This window comes from Actinokineospora xionganensis (assembly GCF_014323725.1).
GTDB classification, from domain to species: Bacteria; Actinomycetota; Actinomycetes; order Mycobacteriales; family Pseudonocardiaceae; genus Actinokineospora; species Actinokineospora xionganensis.
The window spans coordinates 202,069-217,865 of the sequence record NZ_JABVED010000011.1 but is presented as its reverse complement, the minus strand read 5'-3'; the positions used below and the strand labels follow the sequence as shown (position 1 = coordinate 217,865).

General features: G+C 68.9%; 15 protein-coding genes. 7 read left to right on the top strand and 8 right to left on the bottom strand.

What is annotated here, in order from left to right; genetic code table 11:
* Positions 1 to 9 precede the first annotated feature (9 nt).
* Both GPZ80_RS20340 and GPZ80_RS32845 read right to left on the bottom strand, forming a co-directional pair.
* On the bottom strand, positions 10 to 486 hold the full coding sequence (locus GPZ80_RS20340) for an SRPBCC family protein (RefSeq protein ID WP_187222358.1): 477 nt from the start codon (positions 484 to 486) through the stop codon (positions 10 to 12).
* Positions 483 to 791 (bottom strand): ArsR/SmtB family transcription factor, encoded by a 309-nt coding sequence (locus GPZ80_RS32845; protein WP_187222356.1) that lies wholly within the window; start codon positions 789 to 791, stop codon positions 483 to 485. The genes GPZ80_RS20340 and GPZ80_RS32845 overlap by 4 nt, the downstream gene beginning before the upstream one ends.
* A gap of 102 nt (positions 792 to 893) precedes the next feature.
* On the opposite strand from GPZ80_RS32845, the gene GPZ80_RS20330 reads away from it, so the two are divergent.
* Positions 894 to 1,706, top strand: a complete 813-nt coding sequence (locus GPZ80_RS20330) for a S1C family serine protease (RefSeq protein ID WP_187222354.1) — start codon at positions 894 to 896, stop codon at positions 1,704 to 1,706.
* 50 nt (positions 1,707 to 1,756) lie between these two features.
* On the opposite strand, the gene GPZ80_RS20325 is transcribed toward GPZ80_RS20330, so the two are convergent.
* The 4 genes from GPZ80_RS20325 to GPZ80_RS20310 all read right to left on the bottom strand — a co-directional run bounded on the left by GPZ80_RS20325 (position 1,757) and on the right by GPZ80_RS20310 (position 6,997).
* Positions 1,757 to 3,250: a CoA-acylating methylmalonate-semialdehyde dehydrogenase gene (locus GPZ80_RS20325; protein WP_187222352.1), complete on the bottom strand. Its 1,494-nt coding sequence runs from the start codon at positions 3,248 to 3,250 to the stop codon at positions 1,757 to 1,759.
* Positions 3,250 to 4,560 (bottom strand): aspartate aminotransferase family protein, encoded by a 1,311-nt coding sequence (locus tag GPZ80_RS20320; protein WP_187222350.1) that lies wholly within the window; start codon positions 4,558 to 4,560, stop codon positions 3,250 to 3,252. Before GPZ80_RS20320 ends, GPZ80_RS20325 begins: the two co-directional genes overlap by 1 nt.
* A gap of 117 nt (positions 4,561 to 4,677) precedes the next feature.
* On the bottom strand, positions 4,678 to 4,920 hold the full coding sequence (locus GPZ80_RS20315) for a zinc ribbon domain-containing protein (RefSeq protein WP_222719557.1): 243 nt from the start codon (positions 4,918 to 4,920) through the stop codon (positions 4,678 to 4,680).
* A 136-nt stretch (positions 4,921 to 5,056) separates the two neighbouring features.
* Positions 5,057 to 6,997: a TPM domain-containing protein gene (locus GPZ80_RS20310; protein ID WP_187222348.1), complete on the bottom strand. Its 1,941-nt coding sequence runs from the start codon at positions 6,995 to 6,997 to the stop codon at positions 5,057 to 5,059.
* Positions 6,998 to 7,080: 83 nt separating this feature from the next.
* Between GPZ80_RS20310 and GPZ80_RS20305 the strand changes: the two genes are divergently transcribed.
* Both GPZ80_RS20305 and add read left to right on the top strand, forming a co-directional pair.
* Positions 7,081 to 8,685 (top strand): PucR family transcriptional regulator, encoded by a 1,605-nt coding sequence (locus GPZ80_RS20305; protein WP_187222346.1) that lies wholly within the window; start codon positions 7,081 to 7,083, stop codon positions 8,683 to 8,685.
* A 38-nt stretch (positions 8,686 to 8,723) separates the two neighbouring features.
* The gene (add, locus tag GPZ80_RS20300) at positions 8,724 to 9,761 is read left to right on the top strand and encodes an adenosine deaminase (RefSeq protein ID WP_187222344.1); all 1,038 of its coding nucleotides are present in this window, start codon (positions 8,724 to 8,726) and stop codon (positions 9,759 to 9,761) included.
* Here add and GPZ80_RS33430 read toward each other — a convergent pair.
* On the bottom strand, positions 9,758 to 9,886 hold the full coding sequence (locus GPZ80_RS33430) for a hypothetical protein (protein WP_281401359.1): 129 nt from the start codon (positions 9,884 to 9,886) through the stop codon (positions 9,758 to 9,760). The genes add and GPZ80_RS33430 overlap by 4 nt on opposite strands.
* A 441-nt stretch (positions 9,887 to 10,327) precedes the next feature.
* Between GPZ80_RS33430 and GPZ80_RS20295 the strand changes: the two genes are divergently transcribed.
* The 4 genes from GPZ80_RS20295 to GPZ80_RS20280 are packed head-to-tail and all read left to right on the top strand — an operon-like array spanning position 10,328 to position 15,102.
* Positions 10,328 to 11,866: an NCS1 family nucleobase:cation symporter-1 gene (locus tag GPZ80_RS20295; protein WP_187222342.1), complete on the top strand. Its 1,539-nt coding sequence runs from the start codon at positions 10,328 to 10,330 to the stop codon at positions 11,864 to 11,866.
* Entirely contained in the window at positions 11,859 to 12,701 is an 843-nt protein-coding gene (locus GPZ80_RS20290) for a nitrilase-related carbon-nitrogen hydrolase (protein ID WP_187222340.1), read from the top strand. The genes GPZ80_RS20295 and GPZ80_RS20290 overlap by 8 nt, the downstream gene beginning before the upstream one ends.
* A 9-nt stretch (positions 12,702 to 12,710) precedes the next feature.
* Complete coding sequence (hydA, locus tag GPZ80_RS20285; protein ID WP_187222338.1) at positions 12,711 to 14,096, top strand: dihydropyrimidinase; 1,386 nt, start codon at positions 12,711 to 12,713, stop codon at positions 14,094 to 14,096.
* A 10-nt stretch (positions 14,097 to 14,106) separates the two neighbouring features.
* Positions 14,107 to 15,102 carry a TIGR03842 family LLM class F420-dependent oxidoreductase gene (locus GPZ80_RS20280; protein WP_187222336.1) on the top strand — a complete coding sequence of 332 codons (996 nt, stop codon included), beginning with the start codon at positions 14,107 to 14,109 and terminating at the stop codon, positions 15,100 to 15,102.
* Positions 15,103 to 15,624: 522 nt separating this feature from the next.
* Here GPZ80_RS20280 and GPZ80_RS20275 read toward each other — a convergent pair.
* Positions 15,625 to 15,780, bottom strand: a complete 156-nt coding sequence (locus tag GPZ80_RS20275) for a hypothetical protein (protein ID WP_187222334.1) — start codon at positions 15,778 to 15,780, stop codon at positions 15,625 to 15,627.
* Between the last annotated feature and the right edge of the window lie 17 nt (positions 15,781 to 15,797).

Here is a 15,797-nt window from a genome sequence, read left to right as displayed (position 1 = left end):
GGTACCGAGTCAGCCCACCACGGCGTCGGCGTAGTGGGTGAGGATCAGTGGCCAGCCGCGTTCGGAGTCGACGGAGGTCTGGATGCCTTCGGCTGCTTCACCGTGGCGTTCGAGGTGGCGGTGTTCGAGTTCCACCCGGGTCGTGTCCGGGCCCTCTGGGATGAACCGCACCTCGACCTCGCTGGCCCGGGCGGTGTCCGGGTCGTACTTCCAGTCGCCCTGCAGGTTCCAGGTCAGGACGAACCGGTCGTGCGGGTCGTAGGCGAGCACGGAGCCCCACTCGCATTCGGCGCCGTCCTGGCTGCGCTCGAACCAGCGGCCGCCGGGCTTGGGTTCGATGACGATGTCGGCGAAAACTCCGTCCCCGATGTGGTGGTCGGCGGGCCACCACGTGCCCATCTTGGTGGTGAACACGGTGAACGCGCGCTCCTGAGTGGCCTTCACGGTGATCGATTTCCGGACGCGCAGCTCGGTCCCCTGAGTCATGTCTCCTCCTCCTCGACAGCGACCACGAAAGCCGCCAATGCCTTATCCCACAACTGGTCTAGATAGCCGCGCAGCGCCGCGACGCCCGCCGGGTCGACCCGGTAGCGCCTGCGGGTGCCCTCGGCGTGGTCGACGACCAGGCCCGCGTCCTTGAGCACCTTGAGGTGCTGCGACACCGCGGGCCTGCTCACCGGCAGCTCGGCCGCCAGTTCGCCCACCGCCCGCGGCCGCTCGACGAGCAGTTCGAACACCGCCCGACGGGTCGGGTCGGTGAGGGCCGCGAACGCCGCTTGGTAAGTCACCACGAACGGTAAGTTACGCCTTACCAAGTCGCGGGTCAACGGTTTCTTGGCCAATCCCTCGCCATTCCACAGCTTTCTCATACCCGGGGAGCCGACCGTGGAGTCATGCACCAGTACCCGCCGCTCTACACCCACCCCCAGCCGCCGCGTGGCCGCGCCAAGCGCGGCGCCGTCGCCCTGGTCGCCGCGTCCGTGCTGGGCGCGGGCGCCCTCGGCGGCGTGGCCGGCGCACTGATCGGGGCCGACCAACCGTCCACGCCGCACCAGACCATCGCCCAGAACGCGTCAGCCAACACACCCACCGACATCACCGCGACGGTCGCCAAGGTGATGCCGAGCGTCGTGCAAGTGGGGGTGCGGTCCGCGAACGCCGAGGGCGTCGGGTCCGGCGTCATCCTCAGCGCCGAGGGCCGCATCCTGACCAACGACCACGTCGTCGCGGGCGCCCGCGAGATCACGGTGACCTTTGCCGACGGCAAGACCGCCCAGGCGGAGGTGCTCGGGACCGACCCGGGCGCCGATCTCGCTCTGCTGCAAGCCGAAGGCGTCTCCGGTCTCACTCCGGCAACCCTTGGCGACTCCGGCGACCTGAAGGTCGGCGACGAGGTCATCGCGATCGGCTCGCCCGCCGGTCTGCAGGGGACGGTCACAACCGGCATCGTGAGTGCCCTGGACCGAGACGTCTCCATCCCCAACCGAGGCTCGCAAGGCGCCTCGTACAAGGCGATTCAGACCGACGCGTCCATCAACCAGGGCAACTCCGGGGGCCCACTGTTCGATACCGCGGGCCGCGTCATCGGGATCAACTCGGCGATCTACTCTCCCGTCTCCGGCGCGAACGGCGCGGCCGGGAGCGTCGGCATCGGCTTCAGCATCCCGATCGACACGGTGAAGTCGGTGCTGGCGAAGCTCGAGTGACACCACACACCGGGCGGGCCACGTGGGCCGTGGCCCGCACGGTGCGTGTCCTACACGTTGCGCGGGAATCCGAGGTTGACGCCGCCGTGTGAGGGATCGAGCCACCGGCTGGTGACCACCTTCGTCCTGGTGAAGAAGTGGATGCCGTCCGGGCCGTAGGCGTGGGTGTCGCCGAAGAGGGAGTCCTTCCAGCCGCCGAAGGAGTAGTAGCCGACCGGCACCGGGATCGGCACGTTCACCCCGACCATGCCGATCTCCACCTCGTGCTGGAACCGCCGGGCCGCGCCGCCGTCGTTGGTGAAGATCGCCGTCCCGTTGCCATAGGGGTTGGCGTTGACCATCTCGACAGCGTCCTCATAGGTCGCAACGCGGACCACAGACAGCACCGGGCCGAAGATCTCGTCTCGGTAGAGCGCCATTCCCGGTTCGACATGGTCGAACAGTGTCGGCCCGAGCCAGAATCCCTCGGGTTCGCCGTCGATCTCGTGCTCGCGTCCGTCGACGACCAACTCGGCGCCTTCGCCGGTTCCCTTATCCACATAGGACGTCACCTTGTCCCGGTGGGCGGCGGTGACAAGTGGACCCATCTCGCAGCCCGGCCGCCTGCCGTCGCCGACCTTCAACTTCGCGATCCGGTCGCGGATGCGGCTCACCAGCTCGTCGCCGACCGGGTCGACGGCGACGACGACCGAGACGGCCATGCACCGCTCCCCCGCCGAGCCGAAGCCCGCCGACACCGCCGCGTCCGCCGCGAGGTCCAGGTCCGAGTCGGGCAGCACGACCATGTGGTTCTTCGCCCCGCCCAACGCCTGCACGCGCTTCCCGTGTCGTGTTCCGGTTTCATAGACGTAGCGGGCGATCGGGGTCGAGCCGACGAACGAGATCGCCCGCACGTCGCGGTGTTCGAGCAGGCCGTCGACCGCGACCTTGTCGCCGTGCAGCACGTTCAGCGCGCCGTCGGGCAGACCGGCCTCGGCGAACAGCTCGGCGATGAAGTTGGCCGCCGACGGGTCCTTCTCACTCGGCTTGAGGACCACGGTGTTGCCGCACGCCAACGCGTTCGGCACGAACCACAGCGGCACCATCGCCGGGAAGTTGAACGGCGAGATCACCCCGACCACGCCCAGCGGCTGGCGCAGCGAGTACACGTCGACTCGGGTTGACACGTTCTCGCTGTACCCGCCCTTGAGGAGGGTGGGCACCCCGCAGGCGAACTCGACCGCCTCCATCGCGCGCTGCACTTCGCCCGCCGCGTCGTCAGTCACCTTGCCGTGTTCGGCCGTGACCAGATCGACCAGCTCCCGCTTCCGGGCGTTGAGCAGTTCGCGAAATCCGAAAAGGACAGACGTTCGAGCCGCCAGCGAGGCGTCCCGCCACTCCACGGAGGCCGTGCGCGCCGCCGAGACGGCCGCCTCGATCTCCGTGGCCCCCGCGAAGTCGACGTGGGCGGCGACCTGTCCGGTCGCCGGATCGAAGACCTCGCCGAAGCGGTCGGTGTCGCCCGACCACGGCTTGCCGTCGATCCAGTGGCTGATCCTGCGCATCAGCTCGCACCGCCCGGCACCGCGGCGATGGACTCGCCGAGCACGTCGAGGGCTTCGTCGACTTCGTCCTCCGTCAGCGTCATGGGTGGCGCCAGCCGGATGACGTTGTTGTGCAGCCCGCCTTTCCCGACGAGCAGCCCGCGCGCGCGGGTCTCCTCCAGCACCCGCGCCGCGGCCTTCGGGTTGGGTTCCTTGCCGCCCGGCACCACGAACTCGATGCCGACCATCAGCCCCTTGCCCCGGACGTCGCCGATGACCGGGTTGTGCGCGGCGATGTCGCGGAGCCCCTCGGACAGGCGCAATCCGAGCTTGGCAGCGTTCGCTTGCAGGTCGTTGTCCAGGATGTAGTCGAGCACGGCGTTCGCGCCCGCGGTGGAGATCGGGTTGCCGCCGAAGGTGGAGATCGAGTTCGCCGTCAGGCAGTCCATGACGTCCGGGCGCGCGACCAGTCCGCCGATGGCCAGGCCGTTGCCCAAGCCCTTCGCGAAGGTCATCATGTCCGGCGTGACGCCGTGGGCCTGCATGCCCCAGAAATGCTCGCCCGTGCGACCCCAGCCGGTCTGCACCTCGTCGGAGATCAGCAGGATGCCGTACTCGTCGAGGATCTCCTTGTACGCCTTGAACAAGCCGTCCGGCGGGACACAGAACCCTCCCACGCCTTGGATCGGCTCGGCGATCATGCACGCGACATCACCGGAGGTGGTGGTCTGCAACACTTCCCGCAGGTCGTCCGCGCAGGCCCGGATGTAGTCCACATCGGACAGATGGCCGAACGGGCTGCGGTAGCGGTAGCCGCCCTGGACGTGGCTGACCTTGACCGGTGACAGCGCGCTGGCCGACCAGCCGCGGTTGCCGGTGATGCCCACGGTGGCGAACGCGCGGCCGTGGTAGGAGTTGCGCAGCGTCAGGACCTGGTTGCTGCGGCGGAACTGGGTGGCCAGCATGAGCGCGGTCTCGTTGGCCTCGGTGCCGGAGTTGGCGAAGAACACCTTGGCGTCGGGGATGCCGGACAGCTTGGCGATCTTCTCGGCCAGCTCGATCTGCCCGCGGATCAAGTAGAGGGTCGAGGTGTGCAGCACGCCCGTGTCGAGCTGGCGCCGGATCGCGTCGCTGATCTCGGCGACGTCGTAGCCGATGGCGTTGGTCAGGATGCCCGCGAAGAAGTCCAGGTAGGTGACGCCGTTGGAGTCGGTGACGCGCCTGCCCTCGGCGCGCACGATCTCGATGGGCTCGTCGTAGTAGAGCGCCAGCCACGACGGCAGGACGGCGCGGTGGCGGTCGATCAGCTGGTTCTGCTCGATGTCGGCCATGTCCGCGAGTCTGGTCGGCGACCGGCGGCGACACCATGGACACTCTGTATCGGCGATGGGCATCGCCGATACACATTGACATCCTCCCCCGCCTGAAGGCCGGGGATTCCAACAGGACTACTCCACGAAGCGAAGGTCGCGTCGAGGTCCAGGGTTCGCCGGCTCGCCCAACGGTGGGCCTCCCCGTGCGGTCACGGCATGCCCTGCCGCGAGCCGAATATTCAGTGCCGCGTCCACGTCGGCGGTGCAGGCGAAACCGCGGGACCGGCACCGGAAGACGGCTTGGCTCTCGCGCGCCTCCCGATCCACGACCCCACACGCCGAACAACGCTGACTGGTGAAACGCGGATCGACCTTCACCACCCGACCGGGGGTGTCGATCGTGTCGCGCGCCAGTAGCAGACCTCGAACAGCTGCAGAACACCATCGACAACCGGCTGGAAGAGTTCGTGAAGCTCATCGACCGCCTGTGGCAAGCCGCGAACCGGGGCGACGGCTAGAAGCGGCCGCCTCCGCCGATCCGGCGGGAGCTGCTGGAGCCGCCGAACGACCCCGGGCTGTAGCCGCCGCCACCACCACCGCCTCGAAGCACGCTGTTCAGAAGGATCCCGCCCAGGATCGCCCCCGACGTGCCGCCGAAAGGTGATTGCGGGGTGTTGCGGCGCTCCCATTCGCGGACGTCCGCCTCCGCTGCTCGGGCGGCGCGTGCGCCCAAGTCGGCCGCCGTCTGCGCGTGTTGCAGGGCCGTCGACGGGTCGGACTCGCGCAGGCGGGTGGCCTCGTCGAGGTGGCGCTGGGCCTCCGATAGCCGGGTGCGCGCTTCGGCTTCGACGGCACCGCGGCGAGTCGAGATGAAGTCGCCCGCGGCGGAGACCTGGGCGGACGCGGCGGTCATTGCCTGGTCGAGTTGTTGGCGCAGCCGTTCCACGCGCTGCTTTTCCGAAGCGGCGGCGGCGATGGCCTTGTCCAGTTCGACGTCGGCCGCCGCGATCTCGGTGAAGCTGCCCAGTGGGTTGTCGCCTCGCGCGGCCTCGGCGCGGGCCAGTGCCTCGGACGCGGCGGCGCGTGCGGACGCCAAGTCGTTGCCGCCGTGGGCGGTCAGCGCGTCCGCGGCGGCGATGTCGGCTCGGGCCTCCTCCAGCGCGGCGGGCAGCGTGGCGATGGCGTGGCGGATGTTGTCGGACGCGCTGTCGACCGCGTCGAGGAGGGTGCGGGCTTGGGAGATGGCGCCCTCGGCGGCGCGGATCGTGGCGACGGCCGGGCCCTGTTCGCCCGCCGGGCGCGCGACGAATGAGCGGCCCTCGGTGATGTTGCGGTCGGCGAACTCGAGCCGCTCCTTCGCATGCGTGACGTTGTCGCGCACCGGGGCCAGGGTCGGCGCCGGGAACTCGCCGACGAGCCGTTCCAACGTGGCCGACGACGCGGGGAGGCGGCTGCTCAGGGTGACCATCTCCTGGGTCAGCGCGTCGAGCCGCTGCGGGGCGTTGATCAGCAGGTCGCGCATGCCGTCGAACTCGGCGACCTGGGCGTCGAGTTCCTGGTCGGCCTTGCCGCAGCCGCTGATCAGGTCGAGGAGCAGGTCCCGCTGCTGCTGCGGGGTCTCCGGGACGTTGTCGTCGAGCCGCTGCCGGATGGTGAACGCCTTGGCCAGCGCGGCCTTCGCGGTGTCGAACGCCTCGGCGAACGGGCGGGTCTGGTCCGCGCCGAACTCGCCGCGGGCCAGCTCCAACTCCTCCGCGCTGGCGCGCAGGGCGTTGTCCAACTCGACCAGGAGGTCCTTGGAGCGCTGGTCGAGCGCCTCCACCGGCAGCGCGCTCAGCGCCGCGGTGTCGACCGGGTCGATGTCGCGGGCGGCCTCGATGCCCGCCTTGACCCGCGAGCGCTTTCGGTGGCGCGTGTAGACGTACACCCCGCCGAGACCCGCGGCGATCGCCGCGCCGCCGATCAGCAGGTCGCGGCCGCCCGTGGACCCCCCGGCGGCGGAATCGAGCCCGGATGCGGCGGCGACGGCCGCACCGGCCCAGTCCTGCTTGCGCAGAGCGGGTTCGATGTCGTTGACCAGCAGGTTCTCGAACTCGGTGTCGCTGATCTCCTGCGGCAGGCCGGCGGAGAACAGGTTGTACTCGCGGTCCACCGTGGCGACGGCGAGGATCACGTCGCGGTCGCCGAGCGCGCTGAGCGTGGCGGTGCGCTGGGCCCAGGAAGCGGCGGCCTGGCCGTCGAAGTCGGGCACGTAGACCACCCACAGACGCAGCTTGCGCGAGTCGTAGAGCTTGTCGATCGCCGCCTGCACCTCGGACCGGTCACCGCCGTCGAGCGCCCGCGCGGTGTCGGTGATCTGGTTCGGCAGCCGCGACGGCGGGTCGGCCGACGCCGTCCCGGGCAGGCAGATCAGGGTTAGGAGGGCCACGACGGTCAACACCCGGGCGAACGGCATGGCGTGAATCTATCGGGTGGCGGACGGGTGTACCGGCTGGTCAAGATGTACCGGCGGGCCGCGCCTCGCCTTACAGTGTGTTGATGTACCCGACCGTGTCGGAGATCTTGGCGCTGCCGGTCATGCGCCAGGGCGCGCCGACCGTGGTCGCGGGCGCGTCCGGGCTCTCCCACCGGGTCCGCTGGGTGCACGCCGCCGAGGTCGCCGACATCGCCCACCTGCTGCGCGGCGGCGAACTGGTCCTCACCACCGGCATCGCCCTGCCCGACGACCCGGACGCGTTGACCCGCTATGTCGACGAGCTGGCCGGGATCGGCGCCGCCGGGATCGTGGTGGAGCTGGTCCGGCACTGGAGCCACGCCCTACCCCCGGCGCTGTCGGCCGCCGCCGAGCGGCACCGGCTGCCGCTGATCACCCTGTCGCGGGAGACCAGGTTCGTCGCGGTCACCGAGGCCGTGGTCGGCCTGATCGTCGACGCCCAGGTCGCCGAGCTGCGCACCGCCGAACAGGTCCACGAGACGTTCACCGCGCTCACCGTCGCGGGCGCCGAACCCGCCGAGGTCCTGCGCGAGGTCACCAGGGCGTCGGGTCTGCCGGTCGTGCTGGAGACCCTGGCGCACGACGTCCTCGCCTACGACGCGGGCGGCGAGTCCCCCGGCGAACTCCTGGCCGACTGGGCCCGGCGGTCCCGAGCGGTCACGGTCTCCGAACGCACCGCCTACCACGACGCGGCGGGCTGGCTGGTCACCGTCGTCGGCGCGCGGGGCAACGACTGGGGCAGGCTCGTGCTGCTCTGCCCGGAACCGCCCGCCCACCACCACATCGTGATCGTCGAGCGAGCCGCATCGGCGCTGGCGGTGCACCGGCTGGCGGCCCGCGACCGTGAAGGCCTCGAACGCCACGCCCACAGAACCCTGCTCACCGAGCTGCTGGCCGCCCCCACGCCGCCCCCGGACCTCGTCGCGCGGGCCACGGGACTTGGCGTGCCCCTGGAGAACCGCCAGCTCATCGGCGTCTCCGTGCGACCCGGCACGGAGGTGACACCGGCGCCCGCGATGGCCACCCAGGAGGTCCTGCGCGACCTGGCGGAGGCCACGTCGCTGGCCACCCGGCGGGCCCGAGTGGCGGCGCTGGTCGGCATCGTCGATGACACCAGTGTGCGAGCACTGCTCTCACTGACCCCGCAAGCCGACACCCAATCGGTCCTGCGCAGGCTGGCGAAGGAAATCCACCAGTCGCCCCGCGCCATAATCCTGGCGGTGGGCACGACGGTCGACGCCATCAGCCAGGCCCGCCGCAGCCTGGTCGAAGCCGCCCACGTGGCCCAAGCCGCCCTCCGCGCCCCAGGCACAAAACCCTTCCACCGCCTCGACGACGTGCGGCTCAGGGGCCTGCTGCACCTGCTCGCCGACGACGACCGGGTCACCGCGTTCGCCGACCGTGAGCTGGCCGCCCTGATGGCGCGGGACACGGCCCACGGCAGCAGGCTGCTGGACACCCTGCGGCACTACTGCGAACTCGGCGGCAACAAGTCGGCGGCGGCATCGGCCGCCCACATGTCCAGAACCGCCTACTACCAACAACTTGCCAGGATCGAACAAATCCTGGGCGTCTCCCTCGACGACCCGGAGTCGGTGCTCTCGCTGCATGTGGCGCTTCTGGCCCTGGACGTGCGAAACAGCGGATAGCCCCCACGCAAGCAAGCCTGCCGATAGTCTCAGTGAACGTGACAGACGTGATCGCGAGTCTCCCGAAGACCGACCTCCACCTCCACCTCATAGGTTCAGCGTCCGTCGACACGGTCCTCGAACTGGCCAAACGACATCCGGACCGCGGCGTCCCAACTGACCGGGAGGCACTCGCCGACTTCTATGCCTTCCGCGACTTTCCCCACTTCATCGAGGTCTACACCGCCGTGGACGCCCTCGTCACCACCGCCGACGACATCGCGGCCCTCGTCATCGGCGCGGCCAGAGACGCGGCCGCGAGCAACGTCCGGTGGGCGGAGATCACCGTCACCGCCAACACCCACTTCATGGCCGGAATCGCCCCAGCAGACCTGCACGCCGCGCTCACCCAAGGCAGGGAAGCAGCCCGCGCCGACCATGGCGTCGAACTCGGCTGGATCTTCGACATCCCCGGCGAACGCGGACTCCCCGCCGCCGACGCGACTCTCGACTTCCTCCGCACCCACGCTCCCGAGGGAACAGTCGCCTTGGGACTCGCCGGAATGGAGGACGGTGTGCCGCGAGCGAGGTTCGCCGACCACTTCGCCCAAGCGCGAGCCCTCGGCCTCAAATCCGTCGTGCACGCGGGCGAGACCACCGGGCCGGACACCGTGTGGTCGGCGCTGCGAGACCTCGAAGCCGACCGCATCGGCCACGGCACCAGTGCCACCCGCGACCCCGAACTCGTGACCCACCTCGTCGAGCACGCCGTCCCAGTGGAGGTGTGCGTGTCGTCGAACCTGCGCACCAACTCCGTGTCCGACCTCGCGAGCCACCCGGTCGCCGCGCTGCTCGCCGCCGGGGTGACGGTCTGCGTCGCCACCGACGACCCCGGCATGTTCGACACCGACCTCGACCGCGAGTACCGCCTCATCGCCGACTTGGCGGGGCTCGACGTCGCGGGCGTGTGCGACCTCGCCCGCGCGGGCGTGGCCGCGAGCTATGCACCGGACTCGCTAAAGAAGGACTTGACCGACCGGATAGCGGACATTCAAGTCCGCGCTCAGGCACCCCTACTCCTTGACCCGACAAATTAGGGGGCCGGAATGGGGACGACCATTTCCGCCGCGGGCACTCGGCCGATCCCGTCTTCCAATGCGCCGACCCGCCAGACCAGCACCACGGCCAACGCGACCATCACGGCGATCGCCGCCGCGGGCACGAGCCGAGTGCCGAGATCGGACGGTCTCTCCGGCCAAGCAACAGGATTGTCGTCATCAACACTGTCCGATGTCGACCATCGCGAATCGATCGCGGCCATGTAACCCCCCGGTCACCGTCGCCCAGGGAAATGCGGAGAAATAGCGCCGATTTCCCTCCGAGCCTCGAACGTAACGTTTTCCCCAAGATCGGGCAATAGCCCAAGTCGACGCACAGGGGTCACCGCATAGGGGCTCGCTCGCGTGGCCATGACAACACCACACCGCGCCGACCTCAGGTTCCGGTGAGCGTATGCGACACGGCGGGAAGACGGCCGGCATTAAGCAACTGGCACTGTGTGCACTGTGTGCGGCAAGCCCGAACACAGTGACACTGCCGGGTGACAGCGGCTGCCTCCACGATGCCGGGATGGAACTCTGATCCACGAGCATCGGAGTAGGCGATGGCGATTGCGGAACAGTCCACCCAGATCACCCAGCCCGACGGCCGAGTCGACCTGCCCGATCACGCCGGGATAGCGAACAGCCGCTACTACAACCCCGAACTCGCGCCCGTCCCGGTCGAGAAACGCACCTGGACGACCTACAACTACTTCGCCCTCTGGATGGGGATGGCGCACAACATCCCCAGCTACACACTCGCGGCGTCGCTGATCGCGTTCGGGATGGACTGGTTCCAGGCGTTCATGACGATCACCCTGGGCAACCTGATCGTGCTCATACCGATGCTGCTCAACAGCCACGCGGGCACCAAGTACGGCATCCCCTTCCCGGTGTTCGCCCGCGCGTTCTACGGGATCCGCGGCGCCAACCTGGCCGCCCTGCTGCGCGGGTTCATCGCGTGCGGCTGGTTCGGCATCCAGACCTGGGTCGGCGGGCAGGCGCTCTACGTCATCGTCGGCACCCTGGCTGGCGACGGGTGGACGAACTCGGCGATGGTGTGGGGACAGCACTGGACGCTGTGGCTGTGCTTCGGGCTGTTCTGGATCATCCAGATGCTGATCATCTGGCGCGGGATGGACGCGATCCGCCGGTTCGAGAACTGGACCGCCCCGCTGGTGTCGGTTGGCTTCCTGATCCTGCTGGGCTACGTGCTCATCAAGGCGGGCGGGCTCGGCCCGATCCTGTCGGCGCCGTCGAAGCTGGGCTGGGGCGCGGACTTCTGGAAGGTCTTCGCGCCGTCACTCATGGCGATGATCGCGTTCTGGGCGACGCTGTCGCTGAACATGCCGGACTTCACCCGGTTCGGCGGCAGCCAGCGCAAGCAGGTCCGCGGCCAGATCCTCGGGCTGCCGACCACCATGTCGTTCATCGCCATCGTCGCCATCCTGACCACCTCGGGCGGGCAGGTGCTCTACGGCGAGGCGATCTGGGACCCGGCGCTGCTCGCGGCCAAGTTCGACAACCCCGCGGTCATCATCGTCGCGCTGGTCGCCCTGGTGCTGGCGACCGTGTCGTGCAACCTGGCGGCCAATGTGGTCAGCCCGTCCTACGACTTCTCCAACGCCTTCCCCAAGCGCATCACGTTCGCGATGGGCGGGCTCATCACCGGGGTCATCGGCATCGCGGTGATGCCGTGGCGGCTGATCTCCGACCCGTCGATCTACATCTTCGCCTGGCTCGGCTTCTACGGCGGCGTGCTCGCAGCGGTGGCGGGGGTGCTGGTGTCCGGGTATTGGTTGGTGGTGCGCACGCACCTCGACGTCAAGGACCTCTACCGCGACGGCGGCGGCCGCTACTGGTTCAACGGCGGCTGGAACTCCCGCGCGGTCATCGCCACGCTGGTGGGCGCGGTGCTCGCGGTCGGCGGCGCCTACGGCGGGCCGTTCCCCGCCGACGGACTGATCCCGCTGCTCAAGCCGCTCTACGACTACAACTGGCTCGTCGGCGTCGTCGCCGCCTTCGCCACGTACCTCGCGCTGTCGTTGCCTTCGCGCGACAGCGTTCCCGCTCAGCTACTGGAAGGAGAGGCCCGTGGCTAACATCGTCAGGGCAGGGCTGGTCCAGCAGAAGTGGACCGGCGACAAGGACTCCATGATCGCCAACGCGGTGGAGGCCATCGCGTCGGCCGCGTCGCAGGGCGCGCAGGTGGTGTGCCTGCAGGAGTTGTTCTACGGCCCCTATTTCTGCCAGGTGCAGGACACCGACTACTACTCCTACACCGAGGGAATCCCGGACGGCCCGACGACCGAGCTGATGTGCGAGGTCGCCGAGCGGCACGGGGTGGTGCTGATCGTGCCGATGTACGAGCAGGAGCAACCCGGGGTGTACTTCAACACCGCCGCGGTGATCGACGCCGACGGCACCTACCTGGGCAAACACCGCAAGAACCACATCCCGCAGGTGAAGGGGTTCTGGGAGAAGTTCTACTTCCGGCCCGGCAACCTGGGCTACCCGGTGTTCGACACCGCGGTCGGCCGCATCGGCGTCTACATCTGCTACGAGCGGCACTTCCCCGAGGGCTGGCGGGCGCTGGGCCTGGCCGGGGCGAAGATCGTGTTCAACCCGTCGGCGACCAGCCGGAGCCTGTCGCAGCACCTGTGGCGACTGGAGCAGCCCGCGGCGGCCGTCGCCAACGAGTACTTCATCGGCGCGATCAACCGGGTCGGCGTGGAACCGCTGGGCGACAACGACTTCTACGGGCAGACCTACTTCGTCGACCCGCGCGGTCAGCTCATCGGGGACGCGGCGTCGGACACCGAGGAGGAAGTCCTCGTCCGCGATCTCGACATGGACATGCTCGCCGAGGTCCGCGACCTGTGGGCCTTCTACCGCGACCGCAGGCCCGACACCTACGAGTCGCTCACCCGGCCCTGAGAGGACGCGATGACCACACTCATCCGCAACGGCACGGTCGTCAACGCGACCGGCCGGATGGCGGCCGACGTCCTGGTCGACGGCGAGACGATCGCCGCCGTGGCCGCTCCTGGCGTGTTCACCGAGGCCGACACAATCATTGATGCCGCGGGCAAATACGTGATCCCAGGCGGGATCGATGCCCACACGCACATGGAGATGCCGTTCGGCGGCACGTTCTCCAACGACACCTTCGCCACCGGCACCACGGCGGCGGCATGGGGCGGCACGACGACGATCATCGACTTCGCCGTGCAGGCCAAGGGAACATCCCTGCTGTCCACTATGGACAAGTGGCACGAGAAGGCGGACAACCACTGCGCCATCGACTACGGCTTCCACATGATCATCTCCGACGTGACCGACTCGTCGCTCAAGGAGATGGAGTCGTGCATCGACGCCGGGGTGAACAGCTTCAAGATGTTCATGGCCTACCCCGGTGTCTTCTACTCCACCGACGGCGAGATCCTGCGCGCGATGCAGCGCGCGTCGGAGACCGGGTCGATGATCATGATGCACGCGGAGAACGGCATCGCGATCGACCAGCTCGTCGCCCAGGCGATCGCGGCGGGCCGCACCGAACCGGTGCACCACAGCCTGACCCGGCCGCCGGAGCTGGAGGGCGAAGCGACTTCCCGGGCGATCCAGCTCGCGAAGGTCACCAACGCGCCGCTCTACATCGTGCACCTGTCGGCCCGGCACGCGCTCGAAGCCGTGGCGGCGGCCAGGAACACCGGGCAGAACGTGTTCGCCGAGACCTGTCCGCAGTATCTCTACCTGTCCATCGAGGACATGAGGAAGCCGGACTTCGAGGGCTCGAAGTACGTCGCCTCTCCCCCACTGCGGCCCAAGGACCACCAGACCGACCTGTGGCGCGGACTGCGGACGAACGACCTGTCGGTGGTGTCGACCGACCACTGCCCCTTCTGCTTCAAGGACCAGAAGGAGCTGGGCCGCGACGACTTCTCCAAGATCCCCAACGGGATGCCGGGCGTAGAGCATCGGATGGACCTGCTGCACCAAGGGGTCGTGGCCGGTGAGATCACGCTGGAGCGGTGGGTCGAGATCAGCTCGACCACGCCCGCCCGGATGTTCGGCCTGCACGGTCGCAAAGGGACGATCGCGCCGGGCGCGGACGCCGACATCGTGGTGTACGACCCGACCGCCAAACAGACCATCTCGGCGGCCACGCACCACATGAACGTCGACTACTCAGCCTACGAGGGCATGGACATCACCGGCAAGGTCGACACGGTCCTCTCCCGCGGCGCGGTGGTCATCGCCGACGGCGCGTTCCACGGCCGCGAGGGGCACGGCAAGTTCCTCAAGCGCGACCTGTCTCAGTACCTCATCTAAGGAGCGGGACATGGATTTCGGAGTGGTGCTGCAGACCGACCCGCCCGCCCGGGAAGTCGTGCGGCTGATGGCCGAGGCCGAGCAGCGGGGGTTCACCCACGGCTGGACGTTCGACTCGTGCGTGCTCTGGCAGGAGCCGTTCGTCATCTACTCGCAGGTGCTCGCGGCGACGAACTCGCTGGTCGTCGGCCCGATGGTGACCAACCCGAGCACCCGTGACTGGTCGGTGACCGCGTCGCTGTTCGCCACCCTCAACGACATGTTCGGCAACCGCACGGTCTGCGGCATCGGGCGCGGCGACTCGGCGCGCCGGGTCATCGGCCAGAAGCCCGCGACACTCGACGTCCTGCGCGAGGCCATGCACGTGATCCGCGAACTGGCGGAGGGCCGCGAGGTCGAGCACCACGGCGCGCCCGTGCGCATCCCGTGGGTGCGCGACGGCAGGTTGGAGATGTGGATGGCCGCCTACGGGCCGAAGGCGCTGAGGATGGTCGGCGAGCACGCCGACGGCTTCATCCTGCAGACCGCCGACCCGGCCATCGCCAAGTGGACCATCGACGCCGTGCGGGACGCGGCGAAGAACGCCGGCCGCGACCCCGGCGGCATCACCGTCTGCGTCGCCGCCCCGGCCTACGTCGGCGACGACCTGGCCCACCAGCGCGACCAGCTGCGGTGGTTCGGCGGCATGGTCGGCAACCACGTCGCCGACCTGGTCGCCCGCTACGGCGAGTCCGGCCCGGTGCCGCACGAGCTGACCGACTACATCCGGGGCAGGCAGGGCTACGACTACTCCCACCACGGCAAGGCGGGAAACCCGTCGACGGACTTCGTCCCAGACGAGATCGTCGACCGCTTCTGCCTGCTCGGACCGGCGTCGGCCCATGTGGACCGCATCGCCGAGCTGACCGAGCTGGGGGTGGACCAGTTCGCACTCTATTTGATGCACGACCAGCGGGAGAAGACGTTGGCCGCCTACGGGGACGACGTGATCCCGCACGCCCGGTGAGTCCCGTGCCTGGGACGCCTGTGCGCCGAAATCCTCCAACGCGCCCGCCATGACCGTCGTCTGGTGTCGCCCGCCGGCACCAACGTTCGACGCGGTGCTGACGGCATCCCGATATGCGCCCACCACCGACCCAGTCGTAGGACAGGATGGGAACCATGGTGGAGATCAGCTTCCTTGCCGAACCCGATCGCGCCTGCTGGGAAGTGTTGACCCGCGGTAAAGACGCACACTTCGAGGTCGAACGCGGCGACGACGCCTACGAACAGTGTTGGAGTCGTCTGCTCGAAGGGGAGCAGACGCGCGGGATCGCCGCTCGGCTGGACGGCAGGATGGTCGGGATCTTATCCCCTACACCTACCGGCGTGACGCGAACCAGAACTCCACCCGGCGCTGAGGGTCGACCAGATAGCGGATATCAATCGGACCAACGACAGTAATTAGTGGAAGGGTCCCGACGACCCGCACGAGTCGAACTGCGACTGGGGCGGCCCCCAACCCGGAGTTCCTCGACACCGTGTGCGCCTACATCCTCGACGCGTCGGCCGACGCGCGCACCAGCCTGGTCTCCGACCAGACCGCATGGGAGTGGAAGTCGGCTTCCCTGGCGAGGGTCGCTGAGTCGACCGGAGCGAGGGCATCGTCGAGCTGCCGTGCACGGTCGACATCATCCGCACGCACTCGATGATCTACGACAA

What these genes read in the sequence shown, in the direction of transcription:
- GPZ80_RS20340 (WP_187222358.1), bottom strand. Translation starts at nt 486, where the DNA reads ATGACTCAGGGGACCGAGCTGCGCGTCCGGAAATCGATCACCGTGAAG.
- GPZ80_RS20330 (WP_187222354.1), top strand. Translation starts at nt 894, where the DNA reads ATGCACCAGTACCCGCCGCTCTACACCCACCCCCAGCCGCCGCGTGGC.
- GPZ80_RS20325 (WP_187222352.1), bottom strand. Translation starts at nt 3,250, where the DNA reads ATGCGCAGGATCAGCCACTGGATCGACGGCAAGCCGTGGTCGGGCGAC.
- GPZ80_RS20320 (WP_187222350.1), bottom strand. Translation starts at nt 4,560, where the DNA reads ATGGCCGACATCGAGCAGAACCAGCTGATCGACCGCCACCGCGCCGTC.
- GPZ80_RS20310 (WP_187222348.1), bottom strand. Translation starts at nt 6,997, where the DNA reads ATGCCGTTCGCCCGGGTGTTGACCGTCGTGGCCCTCCTAACCCTGATC.
- GPZ80_RS20305 (WP_187222346.1), top strand. Translation starts at nt 7,081, where the DNA reads ATGTACCCGACCGTGTCGGAGATCTTGGCGCTGCCGGTCATGCGCCAG.
- GPZ80_RS20295 (WP_187222342.1), top strand. Translation starts at nt 10,328, where the DNA reads ATGGCGATTGCGGAACAGTCCACCCAGATCACCCAGCCCGACGGCCGA.
- hydA (WP_187222338.1), top strand. Translation starts at nt 12,711, where the DNA reads ATGACCACACTCATCCGCAACGGCACGGTCGTCAACGCGACCGGCCGG.
- GPZ80_RS20280 (WP_187222336.1), top strand. Translation starts at nt 14,107, where the DNA reads ATGGATTTCGGAGTGGTGCTGCAGACCGACCCGCCCGCCCGGGAAGTC.